The organism is Pseudomonas sp. SWRI18, from assembly GCF_014268345.1.
GTDB lineage: Bacteria > Pseudomonadota > Gammaproteobacteria > Pseudomonadales > Pseudomonadaceae > Aquipseudomonas > Aquipseudomonas cedrina.
Genome location: NZ_JACCQQ010000018.1, coordinates 41,142 through 54,414, shown reverse-complemented (window position 1 = coordinate 54,414; position 13,273 = coordinate 41,142). Strand labels below are relative to the sequence as shown.

Sequence of the window (13,273 nt, the reverse complement as noted above, 5' to 3'; positions counted from 1 at the left end):
CTCACCCACCTCTGCGAGCAATCTATGGACCAACGGATATTGTCCTCTGTCATTCCTTACCCTAAGGTAAGGAATATCACGATGGAGATCTTCACTATGGCAACCGCCACACTCACTTCAAAAGGACAAATCACCATCCCTGTCCAGGTCCGGACCGCCCTGGGCCTGGAAACAGGCGATCGGGTGGAATTTGTCGAAATGGAAGACGGCAAGTTTTCCATCATTGCCGCGAGCAAAACCGTCAGGGACCTCAAGGGGCTCATCCGCAAGCCGGCCAAGGCCGTGTCCATCGAAGACATGAACAGCGCCATCGCGGCCCAGGGAGCCAAGGCGGGATGATCGGCCTGGATACCAACGTGCTGGTGCGCTATGTGACCCAGGATGATCCTGCTCAATCAGCCAAGGCGTCCCAACTGATCGAATCACTCACCGCCGCGTCACCGGGTTTTGTCAGCCTGGTGACCATTGTGGAACTGGTGTGGGTGCTGCAATCCTGCTACCAATCGGCCAAGAGCGACGTGGTGATGGTACTGGAAACCCTGTTGCACACGCGCGAACTGACCGTGGAGCATGCCGATCTCATCTGGCAGGCACTGCGCAAGTTCATCGCGAGCAAGGCTGATTTTGCCGACTGCCTGATCGAGCGCTGTGCCCATGCGGCCGGCTGCGACTACACCGCGACCTTCGATGGCAATGCGGCCAAGACAGCGGGCATGAAACGGCTGGCTTGAGGCCTACGGATACGCCGCTGCTCCAGAGGATTTGGGCACCGATCAGCACGGCGCCCTACTGTCGGATGACGTTCAGCTTGCAGACACGCAAAGACCTATCCGGCCAAGGCTCAGCGAATCCAGCCGCCCACCTGCCAATGGTACCCGTCACTGTGTTGCACCCAGTGCGGATGGACATAGCGATAACCCTCGCGCACCGGCTCCCAATGTCCGTGAACCGCCACATAACGCCCGCCTTCCCAGCGCCAATAACCGCGTGACCACACATAACCGTAGCGTGGCGCCGGCTCGACCTCGATCACTTGCACCGGCGGCGGTTGCGGCGCGACAACCTCGACGTATTCACGTTGCACCGGCCTGCGCTCGTGCACGACGCGCTCTTGTACACAACCGGATGCTGCGACGACCATGGCCGCCAATGCCGCATAACGTAGCAACATACAAAACCCTCGGGCGCTGACGCCCACTGCTGTAAAAAAGCCCCCTTGTTGCAGCCGCGCTCCTGCGTGGCCCTGGGTTCTTTTTAACAGGTGATGTCTGTCTGCTTGCTGAACCCGCGGGCCTCAAGAGGTACACGCGACGGTCGGTCGCTTGCAGCGCACCAGCAGCAACCCGGCGCCCACCACGGCCATACCGGCGTAGGTCGATGCCTGGATCACGTCGCCAAACATCAACGCCGCCCATACGAGGGTGACGGGCGGTTCCAGGTAGACCAACGCCGCCACATGGGTTGCGGTCATGACTCGCAGCAACATCCACAGGCTCAAGTAGGCGACAAAGGTGGAAAACACCGTCAGCCAGACAATCGAAACCAGCACCTCGGGATCATGGGGAATGCTCAACGTATCGGTGTAGAGCACGGCGCCGGTGAAGCCGATCAAGGTCAGCAACGACTGGATGAACAGCGGCAGTACCAGGCCCGCATCGTGGCGCTGTACGCTGCGGCGCTCATACAATGTCGCCAGGGTCAGCCCCAGGGCGGCCACCAGTGGCAACAGGTACATCACCAGGCTCACACCCTGGCCCCCGCTGCCGTATTGGCCGGCAATAACAATCGAGACCCCGGCGAAGCTGATCATCAGGCCCACCCACTGCCAGCCGCCGCTGCGCTCGGCGGCGTTTCCCGTCGAGAGCGCGGCCGTCATCAATGGCTGCAGCGCAGCGATAATCGCGGCGATGCCGGGCGGCAAGCCATTCTGGATCGCTACGTAGAGGCAGCTCAAATAAAGGAACTGCGACAGGAAACCGATAATGGCGTAGTGGCGGATCTGTGCCCGCGAAACCTTCAGCAGCCTGGCATTCAAGTACAGGCCCAGGCACACCGAGACCAACAGGAACCGCCAGAACAGCAGGTTGAACGCGCCGCTGCCTTGGGTACCCAACTTTGCGCCGATGTAGCCTGAACTCCACGACAACACAAACGCTGCTTGCACTGCCAAGAGTCCCAGGGTCGATCGCTTCATGACGCCTCCTGCCTTGTAGGTTGACGTCAAGGCTAAGGGGCACACATGATTCTGTATATTTGAATAAGCTGCATGAGCAATCCGGAAAAATGGAACCATGGCTAAACAGCTGAATATCGATCTATTGCGCACCTTTCATGCCGTGGCGCGCTTTCAGCGCTTCAATGAAGCGGCCGACTATGTGCACCGCAGCGCGTCTACCGTGACCACGCATATCCAGAAGCTGGAGGATCAGATCGGTCAACGCCTGTTCAGCCGCAGCAACCAGGGCGTGGAACTGACGCTGTACGGCAAGAAGCTGCTGGGCGAAACCACCGAGTTTCTCAAGAGCCACGACCGCCTGCTGATTTCACTGATGCCGCAACGCATGGAAGGCAAGATCCGCCTGGGGATTCCCGACACCTATGCGCCCGCCTTCATCCAGCAGTTTTTGCCCAAGTTGATTGCCGACAATCCGTTGCTGGAGTTGGAAGTTGAAGCGCGCACCAGCGGTGAATTGCTGAATCTGTTTATGGCAAACCAGCTGGACCTGACCATCACAGTCAGCACACAGCCGCTGGCACAAGGCGAGCGACTGGGGTTTGTGCAACCGCTGTGGGTCGCAGCCGAGCACTTCAGCTCTCCACCGAATACGCCGCTTCCCGTCACCTTGCCCATCACCGGTTGCCCGTACCGCGCAGCGGCCTTGCAGGCGTTGAAGGATCACGGCATTTATCACCGGGTGCTGCTGGAAAGCCCTAATACCTTCGCGGTGGAAGCCTGTGTGCGCAGCGGTGTGGCGGTGGGCCTGATGGAGCACAGCCGCATGGGCGAGGGGTTGGTAGAAATGAAAGACCTGCCGCCGCTGCCGGCGCAGCATCTGTACCTGCTGTGCGATAGCGGCAATGCACTCGCGCTGCATTTGCATGAGCAAGTCAGGCAGTTCAAGGCCTGAAACGTCGGCGAGCTTGTTATGACTGTGGCGAGCGGGCTTGCCCCGCGTTGAGCTGCGTAGCAGCCCCATTAAGGCCGCCTCGCCGGGTCAGGCAAATCGCGGCATGGTTTTGGGGCCGCTACGCGGCCCAACGCGGGGCAAGCCCGCTCGCCACAGAAAAGCAGATTTCGGTAAAAATCCGCACATAAAAAAGCCCGCTGACCGTCGCCGGTTCAGCGGGCTTTTTACTGCGTGTTGCTTACAGCGCCAGGTCAGACGCCGGCTTGCTCGGCGCAGCCGCAGGCTTGGCAGCCTCGGTCGCCTTTGGAGCGCCCAGTTGCGGGATCGCAGGCGGCGGCGTCAGTTGCAGCACACCGGCGGTGTAGGCCCATTCCTTGGCAACAGCTTCAGGGCTGTCGTTCAGCTTGGTGCCGTAGCTCGGTACGATCTGGTGCAGTTTTGCCTGCCACTCAGGGCTCGCGACCTTGTCCTTGAACACTTTCTGCAGCACGGTCAGCATGATCGGAGCCGCGGTGGACGCGCCTGGCGATGCGCCCAACAGGCCTGCAATGGAGTTGTCGGCGGAGCTGACCACTTCGGTACCGAGTTTCAGGACGCCGCCCTGCTCTTCGTCACGCTTGATGATCTGCACGCGCTGACCGGCTTGCCACAGGCGCCAGTCCGATTGCTTGGCGTTCGGGAAGTACTCTTGCAGCGCCTTGAAGCGGTCGTCATCCGACAGCATCAGTTGGCCGGCAAGGTACTCGACCAGCGGGTATTCACGAATACCGACCTTGGTCATTGGCCAGATGTTGTGGGTGGTGGTGCTGGTCAGCAGGTCCAGGTACGAGCCTTCCTTGAGGAACTTGGTGGAGAAGGTCGCGAATGGGCCAAACAGGATCACGCGCTTGCCATCGAGCACGCGGGTGTCCAGGTGCGGAACCGACATCGGCGGCGAACCCACCGAAGCCTTACCGTAGGCCTTGGCCAGGTGTTGCTCGGCGATGGTCGGGTTATCGGTCACCAGGAACGAACCGCCCACAGGGAAGCCGGCGTATTCCTTGGCTTCAGGGATACCGGACTTCTGCAGCAGGTGCAGGGCACCGCCGCCGGCGCCGATGAACACGAACTTGGCGTCGGTTTCAGTCTTGGTGCCGTCTTTGAGGTTCTTGTAGCTGACACGCCACGAACCGTCGTCGTTGCGGGTGATGTCCTGCACTTCGCTCGACAGTTTCAGGTCGAACTTCGGTGTGGTTTGCAGGTGAGCGACGAACTGGCGGGTAATCTCGCCAAAGTTCACGTCGGTGCCGATCGGGGTCCAGGTGGCCGCGATTTTCTGGTTCGGGTCACGCCCTTCCATCATCAGCGGTACCCACTTGGCGATCTGCGCCGGGTCTTCGGAATACTGCATGCCGGCGAACAGCGGGCTCGCTTGCAGGGCTTCGTAGCGCTTTTTCAGGAACTTGATGTTGTCATCGCCCCACACAAAGCTCATGTGCGGTGTGGAGTTGATGAACGAACGCGGGTTCTTCAGCACGCCCTGCTGGACCTGCCAGGACCAGAACTGACGGGAGATCTGGAACGCTTCGTTGATCTCGACCGCCTTGGGGATCTCAACGTTGCCGTTCTTGTCTTCCGGGGTGTAGTTCAGCTCAGCCAGGGCCGAGTGACCGGTACCGGCGTTGTTCCAGCCGTTGGAGCTCTCTTCGGCGACGCCGTCAAGGCGCTCGACCATTTCCATCGACCAGCCCGGCTCCAGTTCGTTGAGCCAGACACCCAGGGTCGCACTCATGATGCCGCCGCCGATCAGCAGCACATCGACTTTCTTTGCCTCTTCCGCGTGAACGGACGTGATCCCCATCGACAAAGCCAGCCCCAGCAGGGCAGTGTTTACTTTCTTAAACATCAGTAGCACCTATGATAAAACGCCATCCGCCCTAGCGCCCCTGAGTGTTCAAGGCCGCGGGGTGGGCACACAAGACCGACGTATCGACCTCACTTTTATGTCCCTTCTGCGCTGACTTCTTATCATTATTGGCTTCAGCTACCTGGGCGGCAGCCACTCGCGGGGGCGTATACGGATGTACGCACCCGGGGAGGCTGGTCCAGGACGGCGCGCAGAATATCACGGCAAACGGCGTTTATGCGCCGTTTGGCCAATTGACACCTCTAAATCGCGGCTTTTAACCCGCCGCTGTCAAGGCCGGTAGGCGCGACGTGGGGTCACAGGCGTGGAACTCTCAGGCAAAAGGCTGTTCTAGACACCTTCGCCGCGGCTTGCGTAGCATCGGCGGCCGCCTTTCGTGCCATCTTCCACACAGAGCGTTCCATGACTATCCAGCAAACATCCGGGCACGTGCTGCCCGCACGCAGCGCCGCCAAAATGGAAGCTGCCATGGCCGTGGGCGCGTTCGCGATCGGCACCGGTGAGTTCGCCATCATGGGGCTGATGCCCGACATCGCCCAGAACCTGGGTCTAAGCGAACCCCAGGTCGGCCACGCCATCAGCGCCTACGCGCTGGGCGTGATGGTCGGCGCCCCGCTGCTCGCCATCCTCGGCGCCAAGCTGCTGCGCAAACATCTGCTGCTGCTGTTGATGGGGCTTTATGCCTTGGGCAACCTGGCAACGGCCTTTACCCCGAGCTTTGGTGCGCTGGTGGCCTTCCGCTTTATCAGCGGCCTGCCCCACGGCGCCTACTTCGGGATTGCCGCCGTCGTCGCCTCCAGCATGGTGCCCAACGACAAACGCGCCGGCGCCGTGGCCCGCGTAATGATGGGCCTGACCCTGGCCATGCTGCTCGGCAACCCCATCGCCACCTTCCTCGGCCAACACCTGGGCTGGCGCTCGGCGTTCGCCCTGGTCAGCGTGATCGCGCTCGTCACCATCGCCCTGGTCTGGCAATTCGTGCCCCACCGCCACGACGAACAACGCAGCGACCCGCGCAAGGAACTGCGCGCCTTCACCAAACCGCAGGTGTGGATGGCCCTGGCCATTGGCGCGATTGGCTTTGCCGGAATGTTCTGCGTATTCAGCTACCTGGCGCCGACCATGCTGGAAGTGACCAAGGTGTCGCCGCAGTGGATTCCGTTTGGCCTGGCGACGTTTGGCATGGGCGGAATCATCGGTAACATCGCCGGCGGCAAGCTGTTTGATCGCCTGCAGTTTCGGGCGATGGGCTGGATCCTGGTGTGGTCGATGGCCGTGCTGATCTTCTTCACCTTTGCCGCCAGCTCATTGTGGGGCGTACTGCTGGGTATCGGCCTGGTCGGCACCATGATCGCAATGGCTGCGCCACTGCAAATCCGCCTGATGGACATTGCCCACGAAGCGCCAAGCCTGGCGGCGGCGTCGAATCACGCGGCGTTTAACTTGGCGAACGCGCTGGGGCCGTGGTTTGGCGGGATGGCGATCACGGCTGGGCTGGGGTGGACGAGCACCGGGTATATCGGCGCGGTGACAGCGTTGATCGGGCTCGGGGTTTATCTGATGGCGCGACGGATGAAGGGTGGGCATTGAGCCACTGGCCGCCTTGAACAATTGTGCCGTAGGAATGATTCTGTAGCCGATGTACTTAATAGGCGCGAGTTTCAGCTGTATAACCGCGCCGAGCCCATTAGACAGGAACTATTCCTATCCACCGCAAAGCCGAATGCTACGTAGGCGTGCTGTGTTTTTTTCTTTACAATTCAGGAATGTAAATTAAGGAATTTTTCGTGAGCATTCCAACAAATTCTAAAGCGCGTCACAACGATGATGAAGTAGATCTGATCCCCCTTATCCAGGCACTCTGGAAAAGCAAGGTGACTATTATCGCAGCAACCGTATTGGGTACTATCGTCTCATTAGCAATTTATGAAACGTCCCCCGAACAGTGGACGGCCAGCACTTACATTACCAAACCGTCTCTGTACAGCTTATATAAACAAGTTAATGAAAAAGCCACTCCAACGCCTGCAAATCCGCTTTCGCTGGAAACCAAGCTGTACAGCACCATCCAAAACGATATTTTCTATTCGGCCATGGGCGTCATGGCAGCTAAATCGATCAGTTTGAAGGACGCCCCTCCAAAATCAGGTGGGAATGAGCCGGTTCTCTATATCGCCTCAGCCACTGCGACCACTGCTGCACTGGCCAGCGCCCAACTGAAAGCCGCCATGGATACCGCCAATACCGAAGCCATAGCGCTTAACTTGCCGACCGTGGCTGCCAGCAATACGCTAAAAGCATTTAATACCCTTGATGAAATAAAAGTCGCTACCACCCAGAATGGCAAAAAGTATGCGTTTCTGGGCGCTTTTTTGGGGTTGATACTGGGTAGCATCTTTGTGCTCGGCAGGTTCTTCATTCGGCAATACAAACAGTCGAAGTGACCTTGAGCGGCGCTAAAGAAACTCTTCGATCAGGAAATAGAAGACACAGACCAGCAGCGAAGCAATAACAACAATGAACAATTTCGCGGGGAATGTCGTTTTCATCAAGAGTACTTAGTGAAAGGAGATAATGGCTTGGTGCCATTATTGCATCGTACCCTGATTTTTTCACAGCGATTTTTACCGAAGTCGCACGCACCCGCCCTGCACGACCAGCCAATAAGAAAATCCTAAATGTCAAGAATAAATTGACAAAATAGCGGTTATTTAATTTTCGTTCAGGCTACGTTCAGGTTGGATCCAATGGTCCGCGCCTGTAACATCCTTGTCATATTCACGCTATGACAAGGATGTGTTTTGAGCTTTCCTGACAAAACTGTGCGCCAAAGTTTCCCCTCGACACTGATCCACCGAAACGCCACGGTCTTCACCTCACGGGGCGCCGATGAAATCGCCCAGCAGGCGATCCAGAACCTGATCGACAGTCGCTACGCATTGAAAGACCGCGTCAGCGCCCCGCTTAAAGGGTTGGAGAACGACCTGTTCGCCAAATCCCAGCCCCTCGACAGCCTCAGGCCAAAACTGCGAGTCACCTTTGGCCGCGCAAAACGCGACGGGACCTTCGACTGGCCGGTAGAAGAAGTCATCAATACCTTCCGCGCACAAAAACGCGGCGCTCCGGTCGCCGGCCTGTATGGCTTTGGTTATCGAAAGTCGGCGCTGGGCTTGATCCAGGAATTTTTCATCTTCACCGAGATGCTGGACGGCTACCTCAACGGGCTGGAATGGCTCAAGCAAAAGCGCGACATCCACAGCCTGGTCACCGCGTCATTCACATTGCTACGCTCCCTGCACAACAGAGACATCGTGCACATGGATTTCTGGGCCAACAATGTGATGATCAACCTGGCGCAACCCTCGCTCACCAAGGCCATCGACCTGGAAAACTGCTTCCTTACGCCGACGAATCACATGAGCGAAGTGCTGGGGTTTCAGTTTGGGTTTTATTATCGCCGGGAGGTTTTTCGCTTCGTGATCGAGGAAGAATACGACCGGATGGTAGCGGACGAACTGGCCCACTATGCCGGCGTTGATCGCGAGCGGTTTGACGAGGTGTACGCGGCGAGCAAGCACGAAAATATCAGCCGCCGGGCACGGCGTGAGATTTTCCATAAAGGCACTGTCGTAACGGGCTGACCCCTGTGGCGAGGGCGCTTGCTCCCGCTGGGTTGCGCAGCAGCCCCACTGCTATTCAATCGTCGTGCAACAACCCAGAACCATACTCACCATAACTACTGCCAAGCCCACTGCCGCCGAAATTCATCCTGGCGGCTTTGTTGGGGCTGTGGTCGCCGAATGCTTGGCATCCTCCGGTGAAACAAGGGTCGCTATTCAGGCCGGCTGAGCTCGACGAACAAGCGCTTAACATCAACGTGCCGGTGATCATCACCAGTTTGACGAGGTTGGAAATCATTTTTAGCTCCCTGTGGGCTGGAGGTGTAGGGGCCTCTCTTAAGGAGGATCGTAGACCCCAACAGCACCGGGGATGATGAAACTTTGCAGGGTGACAGGGTGGGTTCAGGTTGCCGCCTTGGGGCAAGGCGGCAGGGTGAGTTGTCAGGCCGCTGGTGCGACTTGCTCCTGGGCTCGGTCGACGAGTAGCGCGCTCAATTCGATCAACTGCTGGATTCCCAGGGCAATGGCGCGTTGGGATTCGTCGAGGTCGAAAGCCAGGGTTGCGGTCATTTGATTGGCGGACGCGAGGTTTTCGGAGGCGTTGGCCAGGAGGGTTTCGGTGTCTATGTTCGGGCTGACGATGAATAGGTTGCCGTTTGGCTGCTCGACAGGAGCATCGTTGTCGGATCGCGGCAGGTGATGATGAATCGCTGGTTGGGCAGCGTGTAGCTTGGCATCAACAGGTACCGTGTTGTGATCCACATAAGGATTGCGTGATTTGTTGGGCATGGGCGAAGCTCCAATATGTTCGGGAGTTAAAACGCCTTAGCAATACGGTCTTCCACCTCCGGCCGCTGGGTTTGCAGCGGCTTGAGGAGGTTAGTCAGGGGAGGTCTGAGCGGCAAGCTGATAAGAACGTGGGAAATTTCTTAGCGAAACACCGGCGGCTCAAATTGGTCTGCTGAATCCTGGCTGCTGAGGGCTTTGCCGGCAGCAGACCAGTTGGCGACAGACTGTCGATTCAACCCAGTGCTCCACGGTGTAAGATGCGCCACAACCCTCCATCATCGAGGCTGCCATGACTGGAATATGCTTGACCCTGCCGGAAGACCTATCCAACTCTCTCGCCGACCTGGTCAAAACCAATGGCCAGACTGCGTCCTACCTGGCGATGGACGTCCTTCGCGACTACATCGAACACGAAAAAACGCTGACCGCTCAGATTGAGCTGGCAGTAAGGGAAGCTGACCAAGGCAAGTTCGCGTCTGATGACCAAGTGGCCGCCATGCGCGCCAGGCGCTGGAGCCGGAATGCGGGTTGAGTGGCTTGAAAAAGCACTCAAAAACCTGGAAGACGAAGCGAACTATATAGCTCTCGAAAATCCAAAAGCCGCTGACGACTTCTCAATCACCAAGCAGTAAAAAGCCGCCTTATCGGCGGCTAATTGTCTTAGGAGTGATCTTCGGCGACTAAGCCTTCAACTCATCTGGTGTGTGCGTCTTTAGCCAATCGGCCAAAGCGGCATTCATTCGCGTTTGCCAGCCCGGCCCGGAAGCCCTGAATCGCTCCAGCACGTCAGCGTCAAAACGAACATTAACGTGCTCTTTAGTGGCTACCGACTTTGGCCGCCCACGCTTTGGCTTGAGCATTTCCTTTGCCTGAGCCTTGCCAAACAACCCAACAAGCACCTCGCTGGCGGGCCTGGCCTTAGCAAAGTCCTCAGCCGACCATTCAGGGTTCGCTGTATCGACTTTCTCAGGACTGGGTTTCTTGGTCATAATTTTTGACCTCCCGTTTGTTGGCTTTACGAAAGCTGATGACGTGGACAGCGTCACCTCGTGGGTGAACACTACGACATGCAGCCGATCCCCTATGTATCCCATCGCTCGGTAACGACACTCGCCGTAGTCGAATCGATCATCTTCCAGGATCAAGCCGTAGACCATTCAAAGTCCCGTACTAACGCAAACGGGAGTCCGCGTTCTTCAACGTTACGAGCGTCTTTGGCTGGGTCATAGGTAATCTGCATGTGATTATCGTAGCCACAATAAATCACCAACACAAGGTGCGCGTCGAAAGCCTACCGAGCGTGTACTCGGGTTACCACCGATGGTTGACTGGCTAGGCTTGAGAACCCGTCGAGTACCTGACATGCATCCCTGATAAACTGCGCCCCATTCGCCCCGCTGACTCAGATTCCCCAATGCCCCTACAAACCGCTCCCCTCTCCCGCCGCTTCTCCGTCGCCCCCATGATGGATTGGACCGACCGCCACTGCCGGTACTTCCTGCGCCTGCTGTCCAAACACACCCTGCTCTACACTGAGATGGTCACCACCGGCGCGATCCTCCACGGCGATCACGAGCGTTTCCTGCGCCACAACGAAGCCGAGCATCCGTTGGCTCTTCAGTTAGGCGGCAGCGTTCCGGCTGATTTGGCCGCCTGCGCTCGCATGGCCGAAGCCGCCGGTTACGACGAAGTGAACCTGAACGTCGGCTGCCCCAGCGACCGTGTTCAGAACAACATGATCGGCGCGATCCTGATGGCGCACCCTGCCCTGGTGGCTGACTGCGTGAAGGCGATGCGCGACGCGGTGTCGATTCCGGTGACGGTGAAGCATCGCATCGGGATCAATGGGCGGGACAGTTATGCCGAGCTGTGTGATTTCGTCGGGACGGTGAAGGACGCCGGTTGCACCAGTTTCACCGTGCATGCGCGGATTGCGATTCTAGAGGGGTTGTCGCCCAAGGAGAACCGGGATATTCCGCCGTTGCGCTATGACGTGGCGGCGCAGTTGAAGCGGGATTTTCCTGAGTTGGAGATTGTGCTGAACGGCGGGATCAAGACGCTGGAGCAGTGCCATGAGCATTTGCAGACGTTTGATGGGGTGATGTTGGGGCGGGAGGCTTATCACAATCCGTATGTGCTGGCGCAGGTGGATCAGCAGGTGTTTGGCAGTGAGGCGCCGGTGATTGGTCGGGCCGAGGTGTTGGCGCAGTTGCGGCCGTATATTGCGCAGCATGTGGCTTCGGGTGGGACGATGCACCATGTAACGCGGCATGTGTTGGGGCTGGGGACGGGGTTTCCGGGGGCTCGCAAGTTTCGGCAGTTGTTGTCGGTGGATATTCATAAGGCGAGTGATCCGTTGGCGTTGCTGGATCAGGCGGGAGAGTTGTTGGAAGGGCGGTAATGAGGGTGTGTCAGTGGGGGAATGAGGTGACTGGACCATTGCTTTCGCGAGCAAGCCCGCTCCCACAGTTGGATTGATGAACATCTGGTAGGTATAGGCGACTGTGCGACCGTCATCGCAGGCAAGCCAGCTCCCACAGGGAACAGTGTTGTGCCTGTGTCATTTGGGTTGAACCTGGCGGCGGTTTTGGCCTCCTATTGAGCAGTACGGCCAGTATTCAAACGGCTGTTTTCAGGTTGTTGCCTTCGCAAACGATCGAACCCATTTGCGCCCTTGAGCGCCTGTCGGCGCTCGGGTAATGTCATCAGACCCACAGGACAGAGCACGCCCATGACTTCCAAGCTGGAACAACTCAAGCAATTCACCACCGTTGTAGCCGATACCGGCGATTTTTCCACACTCGCCAAGCTCAAGCCGCAAGACGCTACCACCAACCCTTCCCTGCTGCTCAAGGCCGCGTCGATTCCAGGCTATGCCAAACTGCTGGACGAGTGCGTGCAGGACTGCAATGGCGACGTAGGTCTGGCCAGCGACCGTTTTGCGGTGGCGGTGGGTCAAGAAATTCTTAAAGTGGTGCCGGGCCGTATTTCCACTGAGGTGGATGCCCGCTTGTCGTTCGATGAAGGCGCGATACTCAAGCGTGCGCACCGCCTGATCGATTTGTACGACAAAGCCGGCGTTAGCCGCGACCGCGTGCTGATCAAGATCGCGTCCACCTGGGAAGGCATCCGCGCGGCGGAGAAGCTGGAAAAAGAAGGCATCCAGACCAACCTGACCTTGCTGTTCTCATTCGCCCAGGCCGTGGCTTGCGCTGAAGCCGGCGTGTTCCTGATCTCGCCGTTCGTGGGCCGTATCTACGACTGGTACAAGAAGGCCAATGGCAACGACTACACCGGTTCCGATGATCCGGGTGTGCAGTCGGTAACGCGCATCTACAACTACTACAAGGCTAACGGCTACAAGACCGTGGTGATGGGTGCGAGCTTCCGTAACCTGAGCCAGATCGAAGAGCTGGCGGGGTGCGATCGCCTAACCATCAGCCCGGACCTGCTGGAGAAGTTGGCGGCGGATGAAGGCAAGCTCGAGCGTAAGCTGTCGCCTGGGCATGCTGGCGAGGCCCGTGTGCATTTGACTGAAGCGCAGTTCCGTTGGGAGTCCAACGAGGATGCGATGGCGACCGAGAAGCTGGCGGAGGGGATTCGTCAGTTTGCTCGGGATCAGGAGAAGCTGGAGGCGTTGTTGTCGGCCAAGCTGTAAGACAGATGGCGGCAAAAAGGGCGGTACCCTTGCGGGTGCCGCCCTTTTTTGTGCTCGCTGATCTCAAGCCAGTCACAGTTCAAAATGTGGGAGCTGGCTTGCCTGCGATAGCGGTGGGTCAGTAATGAGTAGGTGGCTGACATACCGCTATCGCAGGCAAGCCAGCTCCCAC

General features: G+C 58.2%; 15 protein-coding genes and 1 pseudogene. 10 read left to right on the top strand and 6 right to left on the bottom strand.

The window, feature by feature from the left end; translation table 11 throughout:
- The first annotated feature begins 81 nt into the window (after positions 1 to 81).
- Both H0Z09_RS19190 and H0Z09_RS19185 read left to right on the top strand, forming a co-directional pair.
- Complete coding sequence (locus H0Z09_RS19190; protein ID WP_076950324.1) at positions 82 to 339, top strand: AbrB/MazE/SpoVT family DNA-binding domain-containing protein; 258 nt, start codon at positions 82 to 84, stop codon at positions 337 to 339.
- Positions 336 to 731: a type II toxin-antitoxin system VapC family toxin gene (locus tag H0Z09_RS19185; RefSeq protein WP_186692518.1), complete on the top strand. Its 396-nt coding sequence runs from the start codon at positions 336 to 338 to the stop codon at positions 729 to 731. The genes H0Z09_RS19190 and H0Z09_RS19185 overlap by 4 nt, the downstream gene beginning before the upstream one ends.
- 110 nt (positions 732 to 841) lie before the next feature.
- On the opposite strand, the gene H0Z09_RS19180 is transcribed toward H0Z09_RS19185, so the two are convergent.
- Positions 842 to 1,171 carry a YXWGXW repeat-containing protein gene (locus H0Z09_RS19180; RefSeq protein WP_076950322.1) on the bottom strand — a complete coding sequence of 110 codons (330 nt, stop codon included), beginning with the start codon at positions 1,169 to 1,171 and terminating at the stop codon, positions 842 to 844.
- A 123-nt stretch (positions 1,172 to 1,294) separates the two neighbouring features.
- Positions 1,295 to 2,194: a DMT family transporter gene (locus H0Z09_RS19175; protein WP_186692508.1), complete on the bottom strand. Its 900-nt coding sequence runs from the start codon at positions 2,192 to 2,194 to the stop codon at positions 1,295 to 1,297.
- Positions 2,195 to 2,291: 97 nt separating this feature from the next.
- On the opposite strand from H0Z09_RS19175, the gene H0Z09_RS19170 reads away from it, so the two are divergent.
- Positions 2,292 to 3,128, top strand: coding sequence for a LysR substrate-binding domain-containing protein (locus H0Z09_RS19170; RefSeq protein WP_186692506.1), 837 nt, complete (start codon positions 2,292 to 2,294; stop codon positions 3,126 to 3,128).
- Between the two features lie 238 nt (positions 3,129 to 3,366).
- Here the strand turns inward: H0Z09_RS19170 and mqo are convergent, their stop codons facing one another.
- Positions 3,367 to 5,013, bottom strand: a complete 1,647-nt coding sequence (mqo, locus tag H0Z09_RS19165; protein ID WP_076950317.1) for a malate dehydrogenase (quinone) — start codon at positions 5,011 to 5,013, stop codon at positions 3,367 to 3,369.
- 423 nt (positions 5,014 to 5,436) lie between these two features.
- On the opposite strand from mqo, the gene H0Z09_RS19160 reads away from it, so the two are divergent.
- The 3 genes from H0Z09_RS19160 (at position 5,437) to H0Z09_RS19150 (ending at position 8,675) form a co-directional block, all read left to right on the top strand.
- Positions 5,437 to 6,624, top strand: a complete 1,188-nt coding sequence (locus H0Z09_RS19160; RefSeq protein ID WP_186692504.1) for an MFS transporter — start codon at positions 5,437 to 5,439, stop codon at positions 6,622 to 6,624.
- A gap of 197 nt (positions 6,625 to 6,821) precedes the next feature.
- Positions 6,822 to 7,478 carry a Wzz/FepE/Etk N-terminal domain-containing protein gene (locus H0Z09_RS19155; protein ID WP_186692502.1) on the top strand — a complete coding sequence of 219 codons (657 nt, stop codon included), beginning with the start codon at positions 6,822 to 6,824 and terminating at the stop codon, positions 7,476 to 7,478.
- A gap of 357 nt (positions 7,479 to 7,835) precedes the next feature.
- Positions 7,836 to 8,675 carry a hypothetical protein gene (locus tag H0Z09_RS19150; RefSeq protein ID WP_186692500.1) on the top strand — a complete coding sequence of 280 codons (840 nt, stop codon included), beginning with the start codon at positions 7,836 to 7,838 and terminating at the stop codon, positions 8,673 to 8,675.
- Between the two features lie 55 nt (positions 8,676 to 8,730).
- On the opposite strand, the gene H0Z09_RS19145 is transcribed toward H0Z09_RS19150, so the two are convergent.
- On the bottom strand, positions 8,731 to 8,952 hold the full coding sequence (locus H0Z09_RS19145) for a hypothetical protein (RefSeq protein WP_186692498.1): 222 nt from the start codon (positions 8,950 to 8,952) through the stop codon (positions 8,731 to 8,733).
- Between the two features lie 143 nt (positions 8,953 to 9,095).
- Positions 9,096 to 9,443 (bottom strand): DUF6124 family protein, encoded by a 348-nt coding sequence (locus H0Z09_RS19140; protein WP_186692495.1) that lies wholly within the window; start codon positions 9,441 to 9,443, stop codon positions 9,096 to 9,098.
- Between the two features lie 289 nt (positions 9,444 to 9,732).
- Between H0Z09_RS19140 and H0Z09_RS19135 the strand changes: the two genes are divergently transcribed.
- Both H0Z09_RS19135 and H0Z09_RS27390 read left to right on the top strand, forming a co-directional pair.
- The gene (locus tag H0Z09_RS19135; protein ID WP_186692493.1) at positions 9,733 to 9,975 is read left to right on the top strand and encodes a CopG family transcriptional regulator; all 243 of its coding nucleotides are present in this window, start codon (positions 9,733 to 9,735) and stop codon (positions 9,973 to 9,975) included.
- Positions 9,965 to 10,057: pseudogene (locus H0Z09_RS27390) on the top strand (type II toxin-antitoxin system RelE/ParE family toxin); the annotation flags it as partial. The gene H0Z09_RS19135 and the pseudogene H0Z09_RS27390, both read left to right, overlap by 11 nt.
- A gap of 66 nt (positions 10,058 to 10,123) precedes the next feature.
- Here the strand turns inward: H0Z09_RS27390 and H0Z09_RS19130 are convergent.
- Complete coding sequence (locus H0Z09_RS19130) at positions 10,124 to 10,432, bottom strand: BrnA antitoxin family protein (RefSeq protein ID WP_076950310.1); 309 nt, start codon at positions 10,430 to 10,432, stop codon at positions 10,124 to 10,126.
- 398 nt (positions 10,433 to 10,830) lie between these two features.
- Between H0Z09_RS19130 and dusA the strand changes: the two genes are divergently transcribed.
- The gene (dusA, locus tag H0Z09_RS19125) at positions 10,831 to 11,844 is read left to right on the top strand and encodes a tRNA dihydrouridine(20/20a) synthase DusA (RefSeq protein ID WP_186692687.1); all 1,014 of its coding nucleotides are present in this window, start codon (positions 10,831 to 10,833) and stop codon (positions 11,842 to 11,844) included.
- A 330-nt stretch (positions 11,845 to 12,174) separates the two neighbouring features.
- On the top strand, positions 12,175 to 13,101 hold the full coding sequence (gene tal, locus H0Z09_RS19120) for a transaldolase (RefSeq protein WP_186692491.1): 927 nt from the start codon (positions 12,175 to 12,177) through the stop codon (positions 13,099 to 13,101).
- The last annotated feature ends 172 nt before the right edge of the window (positions 13,102 to 13,273 follow it).